Genomic DNA, 17285 nt, shown 5'->3' with positions numbered 1-17285 from the left:
GATGGGGGAGCGCTCAACCCTGCCGCTGATCGAGGTCGCCAATCTCGGCGTTCGCCTCAATACCAGCCGCGGACCGGCACAGGCCGTGCGCGGTGTCAGCTTCACCCTCAAGCGCGGCGAGACACTGGGTCTCGTCGGCGAATCCGGCTGCGGAAAGTCGGTGACGGCGCTGTCGCTGATGGGCCTCTTGCCGGACAGTGCTCTCGTGACCGGCAGTATCAAGCTCGATGGCAGCGAGCTCGCCGGTCTTGCTGATGCGGACTATTGCCGGTTGCGCGGTAACCGCATCAGCATGATCTTCCAGGAGCCGATGACAGCGCTCAACCCGATGCACACGATCGGCCATCAGGTTGCCGAGCCGCTGCGGCGTCACAAGAAATATTCGGCGGCGCAGGCGCGCAAGGAAGCGATCGCCTTGCTCGACCGCGTCGGATTGCCCGATCCCGCAAGGCGGATCGACGCCTATCCGCATCAGTTCTCCGGCGGTCAGCGCCAGCGCGTCACCATCGCGATGGCGCTCGCCTGCGAGCCCGACCTCCTGATCGCGGACGAGCCGACCACGGCGCTCGACGTCACCATCCAGGGCCAGATCCTCGACCTGATCGCCGATCTCGTCGAGGAGCGCGGCATGTCGATGATCCTGATTTCGCACGATCTCGGCGTCATCGCCGAGAACGTGCAGCGCATGATGGTGATGTATGGCGGCACGGTCGTCGAGAGCGGGCCGACTGACGAGGTGTTCCGCCGCATGGGCCATCCCTATACGCAGGGCCTTTTCCGCGCCCGGCCGAAGCTCGGCGCGCGCAAGGGAACACGGCTGACGACGATCTCGGGGACGGTGCCCGAACTTGCGGATTTGCCGGCCGGCTGCACGTTCGGCGACCGCTGTCCGCTGGTCGAGGACAAGTGCCGCTTGGCGCCGCCGCCGATGGTCGAAGTCGGTCCCGGTCACGGCGTGCGCTGTGTGCGCACCGATGTCTCCATGGCCGCGAATGTCGGAGCGCTGCCCGCATGACCGCAGCGCCGCTTCTCGACGTCAAGAATCTCGAGCAGCGCTATACGCTGCCGCGCGAAAGCCTGTTCCGTTCGCCGGGCCAGGTGCGCGCGCTCAACGGCGTCAGCGTGCGGGTCGATGCCGGCAAGAGCCTCGGCGTCGTCGGCGAGTCCGGTTCGGGCAAGTCGACCTTCGCGCGGGTGGTGATGGCGCTGGAGCGACCGACGTCGGGGCAGGTCGCGCTGCTCGGGCGCGATCTCAACCGCATCTCGGCCGACGAGCTGCGCCGCGCGCGCCGCGATTTCCAGATGGTGTTCCAGGATCCTTACGGGTCGCTCGATCCGCGCCAGACCATCGCGCGCATCGTCGCCGAGCCGCTCACCGTGCTGGAAGATGCCGACCGCACCACGTTCCGCGCCCGCGTCTCCGCGGTGCTGCGGCAGGTCGGCCTGCGCGATGCCGACATGGACAAATATCCGCACGAATTTTCCGGCGGCCAGCGCCAGCGCATCGCGATCGCGCGCGCGCTGATCACCCAGCCCAAGCTCATCGTCGCCGACGAGCCGGTTTCCGCGCTCGACGTCTCCGTGCAGGCGCAGGTGCTCAATTTGATGCAGGACCTCCAGGAGCAGTTCGGCCTGAGCTACATCCTGATCAGCCACGACCTCGCCGTGGTCGACTATCTCTGCGACGAGGTCGCGGTGATGTATCTCGGCCGGATCGTCGAGCAGGGCAGGCCGGAGGACCTGTTCGAGCGCTGTGCCCATCCCTATACGCGGGCGCTGCTGGACGCCGTGCCGCGGGCGCGTGCCGGCGGCGGCCGGCGGCGGCGCGGGGCCCAGGCGATCGCCTCGCAATCGGCGACTACTGCCGGATGCCCCTATGTCGCGCGTTGTCCGCTGGCCGACCAGCATTGCCGCGAGGTTCCGCCCTTGCTACGCAAGGTCGGCGATGCCCATCTCGCCGCCTGCCACAAGGCGGAGGCGGTGATGGCATTGCCGCACGCGGTCATGGAAGGTTAGTGTCCCCCATGGAATTGGCGTAGGCTAAGACAAGAGAAGGCCGGGGAGTTACGCATGCTCAAGAAATTATCGATCGTCGCATTTGCCGCCGCGCTTGTCGCAGCACCGCTGCCGGTGCTGGCGCAGAGCAAGAAGGACAGCGTCGTCATGGCGATGGCGCTGGAGCCGCCGGGGCTCGATCCCACCATCGCCGCCGCGGCCGCGATCGCCGAAGTCACGCTCTACAACATCTATGAGACGCTGACCAAGATCAACGAGGACGGCTCGGTCTCGCCGCTGCTGGCGGAGAGCTGGACGGCCTCGCCCGACCTGAAGAACTACACGTTCAAGCTGCGCAAGGGCGTCAAATTCCAGAACGGCGAGGCCTTCGATTCCGCGGCGGTGAAGTTCTCGTTCGAGCGCAACGCGATCGCGACCAGCACCAACAAGGACAAGAGCCTGTTCCAGGCTTTCGAGAAGGTCGACGCGCCCGACGCCGACACCGTCGTGATCACGGTGAAATATTCCGAGCCGAACCTGCCGTTCCTGCTCGGACAGGCGAGCGGTTCGATCGTCGAGCCGAAGAGTGCAGCCACCAACGGCACGCAGCCGGTCGGGACCGGGCCCTATCAGCTCGGGGCCTGGGCCAAGGGCTCCTCGATCACCCTGACCAAATGGGCCGACTATCGCAACGCCGCCGCGATCAAGCTGTCGAAGGTGACGATCCGCTTCATCTCCGATCCGGCGGCGCAGACCGCGGCGCTGCTCTCGGGCGACGTCGATGCGTTCCCGCGCGTTGCGGCTGCGCGCGCCATCGGACAGTTCAAGGCTGATCCGCGCTTCAACGTCATGGTCGGCGGCTCCCGTGCCAAGACCATCGTCGGCATCAACGAGCGCAAGAAGCCGCTCGACGACGTCCGCGTGCGCCGTGCCATCCTCGCCGCGATCGACCGCAAGGCGATGGTCGACGGCGCGGCTGATGGTTTCGGCACGCCGATCGGCAGCTTCTACGTGCCCGGCGCGCTCGGCTTCGTCGACACCACCGGCATCAACCCCTACGATCCCGAGAAGGCCAAGAAGCTGCTGGCTGAAGCCGGCGTCACCACGCCGCTCGAACTGTCGCTGAAGCTGCCGCCGCCGTCCTATGCGCGGCAGGGCGGCGAGATCCTGGCGGCGCAGCTCGCCAAGGTCGGCATCATCGCCAAGATCGAGAATGTCGAATGGGCGCAATGGCTGTCGCAGGTGTTCGCCGGCAACGGCCCGCACAATTTCGACCTCACCATCGTCAGCCATGTCGAGCCGTTCGACCTCGTCAAGATCACCGAGCCGGACTACTATCTCGGCTACAACAACGAGGCCTTCAACGCGCTCTACAAGCAGATCGTGTCGACGCCTGACGAGGCCGGCCGCGCAAAGCTGCTCGGCGATGCCCAGCGCATGCTGGCCACCGACGCGGTCGCAGGCTTCCTGTACCAGCCGCAGCTCATCACCATCACCAACAAGAAGCTGAAGGGCGTCTGGAAGGACGTCCCGCAATACGAGAACGATTTCTCGACCTGGTCCTGGGAGTAGGGGCCGTTCGATCAAGTCGAACCTGCTGCAACGTTGACCTCTCCCCATCGGGGAGAGGTCAATCTTTTTGGCGGCCCAAAACAAAAACCTGAAAAACAACCCCATGCACAGTAGCCGGGGTTAGATATTTCAATGGCTTGCACGGTCCGCGCGATGGCTTGCTGAGCCACGCGATGCGGTTGACCCGTCGGGCAAAACACCGGCAATATACGACCATCGCGGCGTCATGGTTCGGGACGCGCCGTCAGGCGAGGCACGCCATGAAGAAGCCATCCCGCCGCGATGCCGGCATCGCCGCGGCTGCCGTCAGCGCTGAAGCACCGATCACTCTGAAGCTCGACAATGCGCCGATGAGCGATATCGCTCATGCGCTGGCCTGCGGGCAGGTCACTGCCACGGCGCTGACCAAAGCTTACCTCGCGCGGATCGAGGCCTATGATAGCAACGGGCCCGCGCTCAACTCCGTGCGCGCGCTCAATCCCGACGCGCTTGGGATCGCGGGCAAGCTCGACGGCACCAAACCGTCGGCCAAGCGGCCGCTGGCGGGCATCCCGATCCTGGTGAAGGACAACATCGCGACCGGCGACAAGCAGCCGACGACGGCGGGCTCGCTGGCGCTGGAGGGCGCGCGCGCCAGGAGAGACGCCACAATCATCAAGCTGCTGCGAAAGGCCGGTGCGGTGATCCTGGGCAAGGCGAACCTGACGGAGTTCGCCAACATTCTCGCGGCCGACATGCCCGCGGGCTATTCGTCGCTCGGCGGCCAGGTGAAGAACCCTTACGCGCCGGGCCTGATGGGCGATCACGGCATTCCGGTCGTGCAGCCGGGCGGATCGAGCGCGGGTTCGGCGGTCGCGGTGGCCGCCGGTCTGTGCGCGGCCTCGATCGGTACCGAGACCTCCGGCTCGCTGCTGTATCCCGCCAGCCAAAACGGCCTCGTCACCGTGAAGCCAACCGTTGGGCTGGTCAGCTGCGCCGGCATCCTGCCGATCTCGCACAGCCAGGACACTGCAGGACCGATGACGCGCACGGTGCGCGACGCGGCGATGCTATTGAACGTGCTGGCAGCCGAAGACCCACTCGACCCCGCGACCGAGCGGCAGCGGCGGCCGGTCGACTACACCGCCGACCTCGCGACCGACGCGATGAAGGGCGCGCGCATCGGCGTGCCGAGCGACCCGGCCGATCCGCTGAACGATCGCTACTACGGCAAGCTGCCGCCCAGGTCGGCCAAGGTGATGGCCGACGCGATCAAGGTGCTGGAAGATCTGGGCGCCGTCATCGTGCGTGCCAACATGCCAACGCCTGGCTGGATCGGCGGTCCCGGTACGAGCATGAATGTGCTCAACCGCAATCCCCTGAGTCGCAATAGGGGTAATCCGGCGACGCCGCCGATCGTCTTCCTCTACGAGCTGAAGCGCGACCTCAATCTCTACCTCAGGGATTGGGCGACGAACACAGAGATGAAGACCATGGCCGACATCGTGGCCTTCAACGAGGCTCATGCGGAGACCGCGCTGCGGTTCGGCCAGGACCTGTTCCTCGCCGCCAACCTGACCAGAGGCGATCTCAGCGAGCGCGAGTACAAATCGGCGCGGGCCATGGACCTGCTCTCCGCCAAGACGCGCGGCATGGACGCCTACATGAACCAGCACAAGCTCGACGCGGTGCTGTTTCCCGGCGCCGCAGGCTGCGTGATATCAGCGAAGGCGGGCTATCCCAGCGTCATGGTGCCGGGCGGTTTCATTTCGGGAGCAGACGACAAGGACACGCCTGACTATCCGCTCGGCGTTACCTTCGCAGGCCGTGCCTGGAGCGAGCACAAGCTGCTGCGCCTGGCCTACGCCTATGAGCAGGCGACCGACATGCGCAAGCCGCCGCCCGGCTTGCCCGCGCTTTAGATTTCGCCGGGCGATGTATCAGGGCTTCTGGTCGGCTGTGTTGGCCAATTCAAACGCCGCTTCGGCCGTGATCGCTGGTATGGGCTGCTTCTTGGCCCGATTTTCGCCGGCGAGGCGATGGCGAAGGCGATCCAGTGGCCTCTCAAGACCAACGACGATGAGACAAGACACCAACAGGCTTGTCGCGACTACGACAACATAATTGTTGCTCAGAAACTGAATGATCGGAAAATGCACGAGATAGATCGGAAATGAGAGATCGCCGACAAATCGGTCGATGCTGACGTCCTTGAAGGCTGCGAAGGCAACCGGAACGACCGCCGCGGCCATTGCAGCCGCAACGAAGCCGTACTGTTCCGGCACGTTCAGAACAAAATACTGTCCGAGCACGATCAAGCCGGCGATTGCGACGAGCGCCACGGCCCTGGGTTTCGAGAGCGGAAGCGTTTCGATCTGGTTAAACAATCGGAAGCTGAGCATGCCGAGCACAAACAGGGGAAGCTCGAACGGGAAGAAGCGATAGTACCAGGGATCGTGATCCAATCCGGCGCTATACGCTGCAAGTCTCGCTCCGGTGAGTATGAGAGCGATCGCACCCAGGCGGAAGCTGCTCAGCCGGGCCAGGAACGGAGCCATCAGGTAGAAATACAGCTCCAATGCCAGCGTCCACGATGGACGCACAACCAGGTATGAGGACAGTAGAGGGGTAGTGGAGTGGAAATTCGCGGTAACGAACAGCTCGCCGCGATCCACTCCGAGGAACAGTAATGTGTCCTGAAGAAAGATCAGGATGCTGGATGCGAACACGAGAATGGCGGGCTGCCACCCCAGGCCGGCAATCTGGTGGAAATCGTTCACGGGCCAGAGCGCGAAGGCAAGCGCAGCCACGAGCCAGTATGTCGGGAAAATTCGAACGGCTCGACTGAGATAGAATGTTCCTGCGGACGCGTAGCGCTGCGACAGGACCATCTGCATGTAGAATCCGGAGACGACGAAGAAGACTTCGACCGCCATGACCCCTGTGGTGAGACGCAGCCAGGGGAATGGCGGCAGCACGTGGTCGCCGACAACGGCCAGCGCCAGGAGTAATCGCAAGAGGCCCATCGATGCACGCGATCAGGCGCTAGCCTCGCTCCTCTTGGGCGATTGTGACGGCATCCAACAGAAACCCGGCGCCATTTGCAGCCACTCCCTGCGTTACGGGAATGTACGTGCCACAACAACTATTAATAGAGTCACAACATTGGCGTGTGTTTTGGCGTCACTCTCGCAGTCCGTGCCTGGAGCGAGCGCAAGCTGCTGCGTCTGGCCTACGCCTGTGAGCAGGCCTCCAAACACGCGCAAGCCGCCGCCCGGCTTGCCCGCGCTTTAGATTTCACTGGCCGAGAGGATCAGGATTGCCGGTCTGCAGCGTTGGCCAATTCAAGCGACGTCGGTTGAGGACTGCTTTTGCCCGTAGCGGACACTCCCAAGGCGTCGACAAGAAAATCGATGAACAGGCGGGCTCGCAGGGGGAGTTGTCGTCCGAATGCGTGCAGGACGTAGACCGGTGTGGTGAACATCGGTATGCCCGGCAGCACGACATTCAATCGCCCGGCGGCGAGCTCGTCCTCGATTGCGATGCGCATGAACTGCGTGATGCCAACGCCTTTTACGACCGCCTCAATCAAAGACTGGGCATCGTCGCTGTCGAAGGGGCCATTGGGGATGACCCGTGTGCCGTCCGCAAAAGTAAATGCTTGCGGCCGGCCGCCAAGCAGATGGCGAAGGCAGGCATGCTGCGTGAGATCGTCGATCGACTGCGGGATTCCTCGTCGCTGAAGGTATTCCGGCGATGCGCCCAGAACATATTGCAGGACACCTAACGAGCGACCGATCAGGTTTGTGTCTTCCAGTTCGCCAATTCTGACAGCGAGGTCGAAACCCTCGCGGATGAGATCGACACGGCGGTCGGTGACGCTGAGATCAAGCTTGATGTCCGGATAGCGCTCCAGGAACGAGCCCGCCCATGCGGAAATCAACGGGCGCCCAAATGTACTCGGCACAGTAACCCGAAGCAGGCCACGGACGTTTCCTGGAACCTGCACGATGTCATCGGCTTCCTCTATCGCGCGCAGATGGGGAGCGATGTGCTCGTAGTAAGCGGCGCCTTCGGACGTTGGGCTGAGTGTGCGCGTTGAGCGCTGCAGCAAGCGCACGCCGAGGCGTTGTTCGAGGCGCGAAACGCTTTTCGATACCGCTGAGGGGCTGGCGCCGATCGATCGCGCGGCGCCGGCGAAAGAACCCGCGTCAACCGTCCGCACGAAGGCCAGCAGACCGGCCGTTCTTTCTAGAATCGTTGTCATTCAGGACTTTTGATCGCGAAAGAACCGAACGAAAGACGGCTAATCGGCCATTTATGAACGAATAGTCTGACCTTCGCAATGGGGGCCCCGGCAACCGAGTTAGTCTTCCAGTGCCCTCCATCGCTGAAGTTCGTGCAAAAAGGAAAAGCAGTATGTCTGCGCAAACCAAGCCAACGATCGTTTTCTGTCACGGCATTTGGGCCGATGGCTCCTGTTTCAGCAAAGTCATTCCAGCATTGCAGGCCGACGGGTACGAAGTGATCGCCGTTCAATATGGCCTGGACTCCTACGAGGAGGACCTGGCGACGGTGAAGCGCACACTCAATCGTGTTGGCAGCCCGGTCCTTCTCGTCGGCCATTCGTATGGCGGCGCCACCATCACAGGCGCGGGCACCGATGAACGCGTGGTTGGTCTCGTCTACATTGCAGCGGTCGCTCCGGATGCCGGCGAGACCGTGCAGGACCAGCTCGACAAGTATCCGTCGGATATTTTCTCTCGCGTCGAGGTCGCCGATGGGCGTGCCTGGATGCTTCCGAGCGGCACCGAGTTCTTCGCAGGAGACCTCTCCGAGGAAGACCAGAAGCTGGTTTGGGCCACCCATTATGCGCCCGTCTACAATCTGTTCCAGCAACAGAAACTCAGCGCCGACAAGATCGCGTGGAGGTCGAAGCCGAGCTGGTACATTCTGGCCACGCAAGACCATACCGTGCATCCGGATCTGCAACGCTGGGTGTCGAAGCGCATGGGAGCGACGGTCACCGAAGTGGCGAGCAGCCACGTGCCGATGCTCTCCCAGCCAAATGTGGTGATCGATGTGATACGCAAAGCCGCGGCCGCCGTTCAAAAAAGCTGATCGCAAATAAGCATACATTGCCGGACACGAAGGAGAGGTCGTTCGCGAAGCGACCTCTCTTATTCATGGGCTGGCGTGCGACGGCCGCTCTTGGCCCTTCGCTGACGTGGCGTTGCTCGATGCTGATTTCGGCTTGTGACGCCGAGCTGGCGTGTTGGGGCATTGGCGCTGTGTCGGCTTTTGACCCGAAGCGGACATTTTCCGAACGAATGAGCATCAACGTATTGGAAAATGCTCATGAAATCGGATTTCGATTGTAGTTCAGCGCGATTTGGCCTGACAAATGCAAGCTGTTCGTTTTTCCGTAGTCCGCTGAGACTATTTCGTGAAATGATGACCCAGCTTCCCGGGTGTCTATTTGGCGCCCTTTCGCGCGTGGGTGGTTCACATGAACATTCGATCAAGTGTATTGGCCGCCGCTCTGACGGGCTCGATATTCGCACTGACGCCAAGTGTGTCGCAGGCGGAATGGCCTGACATCCGCGAGGCCAAGGCCATCGCCGAGGAAGGCTTCATCTACGGGCTGCCGATCGTGATGAACTACGCCGTCATGTACGAATATGCCGTCGACAGGAACTCTGGGCAATTCAAGGCGCCGTTCAACCAGATCAAAAACGAGGCGCGTGTCTATACATACAAAGACACGGCCGTAATAACTCCCAATAGCGACACGCCCTATTCGCTGTTATGGCTCGATCTGCGCGCCGAGCCGATCGTTCTTTCCGTGCCGGCTGTTGACAAGAGTCGCTACTATTCAGTGATGCTTTGCGACGGCAACACGTTCAATTACGGATATATCGGTAGCCGCGCGACCGGAAGCGAGGCCGGAGATTATATGGTGGTTGGGCCGAACTGGCAGGGTGCCACTCCGCCTGGCATCAAGAAGATGTTTCACTCCTCGACACAATTTTCCGCCGCCGCCTACCGCACCCAGCTCTTCCATCCGGCAGATATGCCGAACGTTGAGAAGGTCCAGGCCGGCTATAAGGTGCAGCCCCTGTCGGCCTATCTCAAGCAGCCCGCGCCCCCCGCCGCAGCGGCCGTCGACTTTCCCAAGGCTAATGCGGAGTTGGTGAAGAAGAACTTCTTCGAGTATCTCGACTTCGCTCTCCAATTTGCGCCGGCCGGGCCGGAGGAAAAGGAAATCCGCGCCAAGCTCACGCGCATCGGCGTCGGCCCCGGAAAGACCTTCGACTTCAAGGATCTTCCGCTGACCCACAAGATTGAAATCGGGCTGGGGATGAAGGACGGCGAAGAGAAAGTTGAAAAGTATCTTGCTAGTGGACAGAAAGACGTAAATGGCTGGAAAATCGGATCGCTGTTCGGAGACCGGCAATTCTACAGCGGCGACTGGCTGAAGCGCGCTGCCGCAGCCAAGGGCGGCATTTATGGCAACGACGCAATCGAGGCCGTCTATCCAATGACGAAGGCGCTTGCTGATGGCGAGGTGCTCGATGGTTCCAAGCACAAGTACACAATCACTTTTTCCGCCGGACAATTCCCGCCGGTAGAGGCTTTCTGGTCGGTGACGATGTATGATGGCAAGAGCCAATTGCTGATCGAGAATCCGATCAACCGCTACCTGATCAACTCGCCGATGCTGCCGGACATGAAGAAGAATGGCGACGGCTCTCTCACGTTGTATATCCAAAAAGATTCGCCCGGCGTCGACAAGGAATCCAATTGGTTGCCGGCGCCGAATGACGAAATCTACCTCGTGATGCGTTTATATTGGCCGAAGACAACGGCGCCTTCGATCCTGCCGGCCGGTGGGGGCTCATGGCAGCCACCGGCCATTGTGCGCGCAGCCAACTAAGCAATCTGAGGTGATCGAGTGATGCTGGCCAAGGTCCGCTTGTGGCCCTTCGCAGACGTGGCGTTGCTCGATGCTGATATCGGCTTGTGACCCCAAGCTGGCGTGTTGGGGCGGTGTCGGCCTTTGACCCTGAGCGCAAGCCGGTATCCCTGCCGCTAAGCGGCTCGCGTCGACCAATTTCCGACGTTCCGTCCACCGTTGCCGGAGGCCGACATCATCCGACCGATCGGATGCCTCGCGGGTCAGTATTTTGGTTCGAGGCCACGTAGTCGATCTCGCCATACGTAATCCCGATATCCTTCAGCTCCTGATCACTTAGGCTGTAAAGATCGCGCCTCAGCCGCTCCCATTTCCGCCACTCTTGAAAAGCGTTCCAGCAATTCCTGAAAACGCTGACATTGCGTCGCTGGGAGTCCGTCGTCTGGACCAAGCCCGTTGTCTGATAAATCATGCTCATCGCAGCATCCTCGGGCACCTTGTTTCTACCCTGGCATGCTGCCAAAATCCGGCCCGGCGCGCTTGATCTGCTGCTTACAGTTTCCTTACGGACAGCTTATTCTTTATTTTCCAAGTGGTTGCCGGGCCTGACCGGAAACCGTCCAAGGGATTTCGCGTCTTGCGCTATCTCTTCGAAGACTACGAACTGGATTCCGGCCGCCGCGAGCTGTACCGCGACACAAGCGTCGTTGCCCTGGCGCCACAGACCTTTGACTTTCTGGACTACCTCATCCGCAACCGCGAGCGCGTGGTTTGCAAAGATGAGCTCATCACAGCCATTTGGAAGGGGCGGTGCGTGTCGGATGCCGCGCTGACGACCCGCCTGAATGCCGCTCGGTCCGCAATTGGCGATTCCGGGGAGAAACAGCGGTTGATCAAGACGCTGCCAAGGAAGGGCTATCGCTTTATCGGTAAGGTGCAGGAGGCTGACGGCGCCCCCACTGTGGCGGTCACAGAAATCCAGAGGGAGACGGCTAAACCCGCCCTCCCACTTCCCGATAAACCGTCGCTGGCCGTTCTGCCATTCACCAACCTGAGCTCCGATCCAGAGCAGGAGTATTTCGCCGACGGCATGGTCGAGGACATCATCACCGGCCTTTCACGGTCCAAATCGCTGTTCGTCATCGCGCGACAGTCCACTTTTACCTACAAAGGCAAGGCTATCGACATCAGGCAGGTCGGGCGCGAGCTGGGCGTTCGGTATGTGCTCGAAGGCAGTGTGCGCAAATCCGGCGATCGAGTTCGCATTGCCGGGCAGTTGATCGAGGCCACGACGGGTGCTCATCTTTGGGCGGACCGGTTCGACAGCCAGCTCAGAGATATCTTCGATCTGCAGGACCAAGTGACGAGTAGCGTGATTAGCGCGCTCTTTCCTCAATTGGAGCGCGCCGAGATAGAGCGCGCAAAACGCAAGCCAACCGAAAATCTTCAGGCCTACGACTACTATCTGCGTGCACTCTCGAGCTTCTATGAATTCACCCGCGAACAAAACATTGAAGCCCTCAGACTGATCCGGCTTGCGGTCGAGATCGATCCCGGATTGGCCTCAGCATACGCGCTTGGTGCTTATTGCTATCTGCAACGAAAGATCTTCGGCTGGACGATCGACGCGGATCAGGAACTGAACGACACCCGACGGTTGGCAAGGCGTGCGATCGAGCTCGATAAGGATGATCCAACCGTACTCGTGAGAGCTGGGCAGGCAATTGGCGCCGTATTATACGAGATGGACGATGGCGTGGCCCTCGTCTCCCGAGCGCATGAGCTTAACCCGAACCTGGCTGTCGCACGGTATACGATCGGCTGGGAACACATACGGCGCGGTGACATAGAGGCGGCGCTTAAGCAGTTCCACGCCGGGGGGCGTTTAAGCCCCATGGATCCGTTTCTTTTTCTGCTGCAGACCGGCATAGCGTTTGCGCATTTCTTGACGGATCGATACGAGGACGGGTCATCATGGGCCAAGTCGGCTGTGCTGCACCGGCCCAACTATCTCAACGCACAATTTATTCTGGCGGCATGCCACGCGATGTCTGGAAGGGTCGAGGAAGCCCGGATGATCGGTGCACGCCTGGTGGAAGCGAGGCCGGCTCTGCGCGTCTCCACACTCGTTCCAAAGCTCGCTCGATTTTACAGGCCGGAACACCTCGAAAGGATAGCGCGAGCTTGCCCCATCATGGGTCTCCCCCCATGAGTGCTGCGGTTGCCGGGAAATACTGGTCTCATTCCAATTCCCATCAACGGCGCAGTATGCAATGTCGGCTTGTGGCCCTTCGCAGACGTGGCGTTGCTCGATGCTGATTTCGGCTTGTGACCCTAAGCTGACGTGTTTGGGCGTTGGCGCGGTGTCGGCTTTTGACCCATAGCGGACCTTGCCATTTCGAGCGGCGGTCAGTTAGCTGCGCTATCAGATCAGAGCGTTCCCGCAGAATGGATGAATTAAATTGCACCCGGCGCGCGCGCCCGAGCACGGATGATCTTGTTGAGAGCCATCAGGACCGAGGGGCGCAGGATTTGGATTGCGTCACGGATCGTTGCGCCGAGTGGCTGCCGGCCGATCCGTCCGCGTAGTCGAGCAACCCGCAACGCACGCACGACCGTTTCAGGATCGGGAAGTTCTCCTTTATCTTCCAAAAGGCTCCAAGTGAGGCGTTTGAGATCGACTGTCTCTTGGTCAATGTGAGTGAACGACCCGTCTGCCGTGATGCAGGGGTGGTTGGTCATGTCGTAAAAGATAAGACCATCGTCTATCGCTACCATGTCACCATGGCAGGCCAGATCAATGAAGAACAGTTGGTCGACCCCCCAACTTATCGACTTGTAGTTTCGCATCAGGCAGCCGGCTTTGACGACGTTGCTATTGACCAACAGCGTCGATGGGACAATTCCGAGCGACCGCGTTTTGCCCACCAAATAGAGATCAGTCAGGCACTGTTGGCCCGAATACACGTAAATCTCACCCCCTTGCCGGTACTTTATGCCTTTGTCTTGCACCAGATGGCTTGTGGAGGTGATGACTGCCGCGGCGGGGTAGGCCAACGCAAGTCTCGCGAAAGACGTAAGCGCCCCTGGCGCGAGCCAGTCGTCGTCATGCAACAATTTGATCCAGGGACCGCGACACGCAAGCATCGCATTGTTCGTGTTCTCGACCTGACCACGGCCTCTGCGGTTCTCGACGACTCGGATGCGCGGTTCTGTGCTGACATATTCGGACAAGAGGCGACAACTCTCGCCCACTAACCCTTCGTCGTCGCTGATCACCATTTCCCAATCGGAGAAGTCCTGCTGCAGCACGCTTTCGATCGCGCGTTGCAGCCCAAAAGGACGTCGAAAGGTTGGGATCGCGACCGAAATGAACGACCGGAGTTCCGCCTCGCTGCTCGACAGTTCTGCTGGAGACACAATCATCATCCCCTAGACGCAAGACCGCTCAACAATAACAGTTCTCGGGGAGCGGCAACATCCTAGATGTCCGGATGTGGCCCTTAGCGGACAAATCCGCGTCCTGAACTGTTGGACCGCTTTTGCCGCTTAGCGAACCTGGCCATCAGCTCAAATGTCCGCTTGGCCCATAAGCGGCCTTCCTCTCCTTACAGCTGTAACCATCTCCCTCCGGGGAGACATCGTTCGGTAGCGCGCGCCGCTCCATTCTAGGCGTGGCTCGCGCGGATACAAGCGCGGCCAAGCATCCGTCCGGAAGCCTGCATTGGGTTGCGCAGGATGGATTGCGACAGCGCATTCGCAACCGTGACGAAGGGGTTCTACGATGTCTTATAATTTTCTGCTGGCGTCGTGGGGGACCCTCGGGAATTTGAGTCCGCTGCTGACTGCGGCGCGGCGGTTGCACCGGAATGGACATCATATCCGGGTGATGGCGGATCCGGCGATGCGCTCTGAAGTCGAGGCCTCCGGTTTTGCATTTGTAGCATGGCGCCGCGCCCCGACCGGAAAGGCTGCGGATCCGGTGGACGTCTCGGATGTAAAGGACTTTCTACGCCAGGCCGTCTTTGATCCTGCCGCGCTCTATGCGGCCGATGTCCGGGATGAGATCGGCCGTATGCCGACGGATGCCGTTCTCGTGCTTGACGTGCTGTTTGGTGCTGCGCTCGGGGCGGAGGCGTCAGGCGTGCCTTTCGCTCTGCTGTCCCCTCATGTCAGCATTCGGCCCCTGCCGGGAATGCCGCCGGCCACCAGCGGGTTGAGGCAACCGAAAACGCCGGAAGAGCGCGCCGAAGTCGACGCCGCCAATGCCAGGCTGGCCGAAACACTCAATGTGTTTCTGCCAAGTCTCAACCGCGCGCGTGCCGATCTGGGTCTTCCGCTTCTGGCAGATGTCTACGATCTGTTCGATCGGGCCAACCGGCTTTTGCTCGCGACCAGTCGAGCGTTCGACTTTCAAGCTGACTCGCTGCCCGACAATTTCCGCTACGTCGGACCGTTGCTCGATGTGCCGAACTGGTCCAAATCTCGGCAGACGGAGGCGTGGCGAGCGCCATGGTCGGCTCAGTCGGGTCGTCCTCGCGGGCTGATCGCATGCAGCACGGGCGCGCAAGGTCAGCGCGAACTGTTTCAGCGCATTATCACAGCGATGGAAGCGGTGGAGATCGATGCCCTTGCAACAGCCGGTCCCAATGTCGACGTCGCCGATCTCAGGGCTCCGAACAATGTGCATTTGGTCCGCGGCGCTCCCCATGACCTCGTCATGAAGGATGTTTCCGTGGTGATCTCGCAAGGCGGCCACGGAACGACCACGCGTTCACTCATCAACGGACTGCCGCAGCTCATCCTGCCAATGGGGCGGGACCAGGCTGCCAACGCCGCGCGCGTCGAAGCGAAGGGAGCAGGGCTTCAATTGCCTCCAACCGCCTCCGAAGCGGAAATTGCCGCGGCGGTGAACCGCTTGATTGCAGAGCCGCAATTCAGGAAGGCGGCCCGTCTGCTCGGCGAGGCCATGAAAGTCGATATCGATCGGTCCGGCCTCGTCGACGAGATGGAGGCGATCGCCGCCATTGGCCGCGCGGCGAGACCGCAACCGAAGAAACAACCGCTTCGAAAATCTGCCTGACGGATCGCGAGGCGAATGGGCGGCGCATCGTTCGTGAACGATGCGCCGCTCGTTGGTTCATGCCGCTTTGGCGTCGACGCTGCCGATCCAGTTGCGGGCCAGCGTGACGTCGGCCTGCGACAATTGATGGCCCGCCGGCAGGACCTTGTGGTCGACACGCGCTCCGGCTTCCGACAACAGCGCCGCAAGCTTTGCCGAATTGCTCGCCGGCACGATCGGATCGGACTGCCCGGACAGCAGCAGAATCGGCTTGCCACCAAGCTCCGCCTTCGGCGGATCCGACAGCGGCACCATGGCACGCAGCAGGATCGCGCCTGCCAGGACGTCCGGCTTCAGCAGCAACAGCGCGGCTGCGATGTTGGCGCCGTTGGAGAAGCCGACCGCAACAGGCGCGGCGATGCCGTGTTGCTGCCGCGCATCCGCGACGAAGTCGCCGAGCTCCAGCGCGCGCCGGCGCACGTCGTCCTCGTCGAACACGCCCTCGGCGAGACGGCGGAAGAAACGCGGCATGCCGTGCTCGAGCACGCGGCCACGCGGCGAGAGCAGCGCGGAGCCGGGCGAGATCATCTTGCCGAGTCCGAGCAGGTCGTTCTCGTCACCGCCGGTGCCGTGCAGCAGCAGCAGCGGTGGGGAGCCCGCGCTGGTCGCGGGCTCGAAACGATGGATGAATGTGCTCTCGGTCATGACGCGCGTTCTTCCAGGCTTGGCAGAACATTTTCGATCTGCTTGCGCTGCGCTTCGAGGAAACTCGGCAGCTTCAGGTCGCGTCCCAGGGTTGCTACGGGTTCATCGACGGCGAAGCCGGGGATGTCGGTCGCGATCTCGAACAGCACGCCGCCGGGCTCGCGGAAGTAGATCGAGCGGAAGTAGTTGCGGTCTCTCTGCTCGGTCGGATGCAGGCCGTGATTGCTCACGAGCTTTTGCGCCATCCGGCCCTGCTCGGCGTCATCGGCCGCGCGGAAGGCGATGTGGTGGACGGAGCCGCCGCCCTGATGTCCGCGCAAGAAGCCCTTGGCCTCGTAGATGTCGACGACGCTGCCTTCGGCATCGCCCGGCGCCTTGAAGCGGATCACCGAGCCCTCGCGGCCGGTCTCCTTGAAGCCGAACACGTCGGTGAGGACGGCAGCCGTCTTCGCCGCGCTGTCGAGCAGCAAGGTCACGCCATGGAAGCCGCGGATCGCGTGCTCGGCCGGGACGTCGCCATTGCTCCAGCCGGGCTCGTTCTCGGCACCGGGGACACCCACAAGCGCGAGCGCCATGCCGTCAGGGTCGGTGAACGGCAGCACGGACTCGCCAAAACGCTTCTCCAGCGCCTCGTAGGCGATGCCCTTCTCGGTGAAGCGCTGCGTCCAGTAGCCGAGCGAGCGCTGCGGCACACGGAAGGCGGTCTGATGGGTCTCGCCGACGCCGCGGCGGCCGGCCGGCACGCCGGCCCAGGGGAAGAAGGTCAGGATGGTGCCGGGGCGGCCGGTCTCGTCACCGTAATAGAAGTGGTAAGTGCCGGGATCGTCGAAATTGACCGTCTTCTTGACGAAGCGCAGGCCGAGATCCCGGGTGTAGAAGCCGTAATTGCGGATGGGATCGCCGGCGATCGCGGTGACGTGGTGCAGTCCAGACATTGTCGTCCTCCAGAATTCGGGGAGCGGTCTTGCTCTGGGGGGAAATGTCGTTCCGCTTTGGATTGGAGACAATCCATGCAAATATGACGTCTATGTCTACGATATGGAAACAATCGCCGGG

At 61.7% G+C, this 17285-nt stretch carries 14 protein-coding genes; 8 read left to right on the top strand and 6 right to left on the bottom strand.

Features of this window, described 5'->3' with window-relative positions:
• The first annotated feature begins 1 nt into the window (after position 1).
• The 4 genes from AB7G19_RS29290 (at position 2) to AB7G19_RS29275 (ending at position 5468) form a co-directional block, all read left to right on the top strand.
• Positions 2 to 1015, top strand: a complete 1014-nt coding sequence (locus AB7G19_RS29290; protein WP_441268642.1) for an ABC transporter ATP-binding protein — start codon at positions 2 to 4, stop codon at positions 1013 to 1015.
• Positions 1012 to 2016, top strand: coding sequence for an ABC transporter ATP-binding protein (locus AB7G19_RS29285; RefSeq protein ID WP_441268641.1), 1005 nt, complete (start codon positions 1012 to 1014; stop codon positions 2014 to 2016). Before AB7G19_RS29290 ends, AB7G19_RS29285 begins: the two co-directional genes overlap by 4 nt.
• Positions 2017 to 2070: 54 nt before the next feature.
• Positions 2071 to 3567, top strand: coding sequence for an ABC transporter substrate-binding protein (locus AB7G19_RS29280; RefSeq protein WP_441268640.1), 1497 nt, complete (start codon positions 2071 to 2073; stop codon positions 3565 to 3567).
• A 260-nt stretch (positions 3568 to 3827) separates the two neighbouring features.
• Positions 3828 to 5468, top strand: coding sequence for an amidase family protein (locus AB7G19_RS29275; protein ID WP_441268639.1), 1641 nt, complete (start codon positions 3828 to 3830; stop codon positions 5466 to 5468).
• Positions 5469 to 5486: 18 nt separating this feature from the next.
• On the opposite strand, the gene AB7G19_RS29270 is transcribed toward AB7G19_RS29275, so the two are convergent.
• Both AB7G19_RS29270 and AB7G19_RS29265 read right to left on the bottom strand, forming a co-directional pair.
• The gene (locus AB7G19_RS29270; RefSeq protein ID WP_441268638.1) at positions 5487 to 6563 is read right to left on the bottom strand and encodes an acyltransferase family protein; all 1077 of its coding nucleotides are present in this window, start codon (positions 6561 to 6563) and stop codon (positions 5487 to 5489) included.
• 296 nt (positions 6564 to 6859) lie between these two features.
• Positions 6860 to 7813, bottom strand: a complete 954-nt coding sequence (locus tag AB7G19_RS29265) for a LysR family transcriptional regulator (protein ID WP_441268637.1) — start codon at positions 7811 to 7813, stop codon at positions 6860 to 6862.
• A gap of 152 nt (positions 7814 to 7965) precedes the next feature.
• On the opposite strand from AB7G19_RS29265, the gene AB7G19_RS29260 reads away from it, so the two are divergent.
• Both AB7G19_RS29260 and AB7G19_RS29255 read left to right on the top strand, forming a co-directional pair.
• Positions 7966 to 8667, top strand: a complete 702-nt coding sequence (locus AB7G19_RS29260; protein ID WP_247308703.1) for an alpha/beta fold hydrolase — start codon at positions 7966 to 7968, stop codon at positions 8665 to 8667.
• 388 nt (positions 8668 to 9055) lie between these two features.
• Positions 9056 to 10483 carry a DUF1254 domain-containing protein gene (locus AB7G19_RS29255; protein ID WP_441268636.1) on the top strand — a complete coding sequence of 476 codons (1428 nt, stop codon included), beginning with the start codon at positions 9056 to 9058 and terminating at the stop codon, positions 10481 to 10483.
• Between the two features lie 214 nt (positions 10484 to 10697).
• Here AB7G19_RS29255 and AB7G19_RS29250 read toward each other — a convergent pair whose 3' ends face one another.
• Complete coding sequence (locus AB7G19_RS29250) at positions 10698 to 10940, bottom strand: DUF1127 domain-containing protein (RefSeq protein ID WP_441268635.1); 243 nt, start codon at positions 10938 to 10940, stop codon at positions 10698 to 10700.
• Positions 10941 to 11099: 159 nt separating this feature from the next.
• Between AB7G19_RS29250 and AB7G19_RS29245 the strand changes: the two genes are divergently transcribed.
• Positions 11100 to 12674 carry a winged helix-turn-helix domain-containing tetratricopeptide repeat protein gene (locus AB7G19_RS29245; RefSeq protein WP_441268634.1) on the top strand — a complete coding sequence of 525 codons (1575 nt, stop codon included), beginning with the start codon at positions 11100 to 11102 and terminating at the stop codon, positions 12672 to 12674.
• A gap of 245 nt (positions 12675 to 12919) precedes the next feature.
• Here the strand turns inward: AB7G19_RS29245 and AB7G19_RS29240 are convergent, their stop codons facing one another.
• Positions 12920 to 13888: a glycosyltransferase family 2 protein gene (locus AB7G19_RS29240; protein ID WP_081369463.1), complete on the bottom strand. Its 969-nt coding sequence runs from the start codon at positions 13886 to 13888 to the stop codon at positions 12920 to 12922.
• Positions 13889 to 14246: 358 nt separating this feature from the next.
• On the opposite strand from AB7G19_RS29240, the gene AB7G19_RS29235 reads away from it, so the two are divergent.
• Complete coding sequence (locus AB7G19_RS29235; RefSeq protein WP_441268633.1) at positions 14247 to 15545, top strand: glycosyltransferase; 1299 nt, start codon at positions 14247 to 14249, stop codon at positions 15543 to 15545.
• Between the two features lie 57 nt (positions 15546 to 15602).
• On the opposite strand, the gene AB7G19_RS29230 is transcribed toward AB7G19_RS29235, so the two are convergent.
• Both AB7G19_RS29230 and AB7G19_RS29225 read right to left on the bottom strand, forming a co-directional pair.
• A complete protein-coding gene (locus AB7G19_RS29230) occupies positions 15603 to 16229 on the bottom strand; it encodes an alpha/beta hydrolase (RefSeq protein ID WP_441268632.1) in 627 nt (208 codons plus the stop codon).
• Entirely contained in the window at positions 16226 to 17164 is a 939-nt protein-coding gene (locus AB7G19_RS29225; RefSeq protein ID WP_441268631.1) for a ring-cleaving dioxygenase, read from the bottom strand. The genes AB7G19_RS29230 and AB7G19_RS29225 overlap by 4 nt, the downstream gene beginning before the upstream one ends.
• Between the last annotated feature and the right edge of the window lie 121 nt (positions 17165 to 17285).

It is taken from the genome of Bradyrhizobium sp. 215_C5_N1_1 (assembly GCF_052075935.1).
In the GTDB taxonomy this organism is placed as follows: domain Bacteria; phylum Pseudomonadota; class Alphaproteobacteria; order Rhizobiales; family Xanthobacteraceae; genus Bradyrhizobium; species Bradyrhizobium barranii.
This window is presented reverse-complemented; position numbering and strand designations above follow the sequence as displayed.

Coding starts and splice junctions, on each gene's coding strand:
- AB7G19_RS29290 (WP_441268642.1), top strand. CDS start 2: ATGGGGGAGCGCTCAACCCTGCCGCTGATCGAGGTCGCCAATCTCGGC.
- AB7G19_RS29285 (WP_441268641.1), top strand. CDS start 1,012: ATGACCGCAGCGCCGCTTCTCGACGTCAAGAATCTCGAGCAGCGCTAT.
- AB7G19_RS29280 (WP_441268640.1), top strand. CDS start 2,071: ATGCTCAAGAAATTATCGATCGTCGCATTTGCCGCCGCGCTTGTCGCA.
- AB7G19_RS29275 (WP_441268639.1), top strand. CDS start 3,828: ATGAAGAAGCCATCCCGCCGCGATGCCGGCATCGCCGCGGCTGCCGTC.
- AB7G19_RS29265 (WP_441268637.1), bottom strand. CDS start 7,813: ATGACAACGATTCTAGAAAGAACGGCCGGTCTGCTGGCCTTCGTGCGG.
- AB7G19_RS29260 (WP_247308703.1), top strand. CDS start 7,966: ATGTCTGCGCAAACCAAGCCAACGATCGTTTTCTGTCACGGCATTTGG.
- AB7G19_RS29255 (WP_441268636.1), top strand. CDS start 9,056: ATGAACATTCGATCAAGTGTATTGGCCGCCGCTCTGACGGGCTCGATA.
- AB7G19_RS29250 (WP_441268635.1), bottom strand. CDS start 10,940: ATGAGCATGATTTATCAGACAACGGGCTTGGTCCAGACGACGGACTCC.
- AB7G19_RS29240 (WP_081369463.1), bottom strand. CDS start 13,888: ATGATTGTGTCTCCAGCAGAACTGTCGAGCAGCGAGGCGGAACTCCGG.
- AB7G19_RS29235 (WP_441268633.1), top strand. CDS start 14,247: ATGTCTTATAATTTTCTGCTGGCGTCGTGGGGGACCCTCGGGAATTTG.
- AB7G19_RS29230 (WP_441268632.1), bottom strand. CDS start 16,229: ATGACCGAGAGCACATTCATCCATCGTTTCGAGCCCGCGACCAGCGCG.
- AB7G19_RS29225 (WP_441268631.1), bottom strand. CDS start 17,164: ATGTCTGGACTGCACCACGTCACCGCGATCGCCGGCGATCCCATCCGC.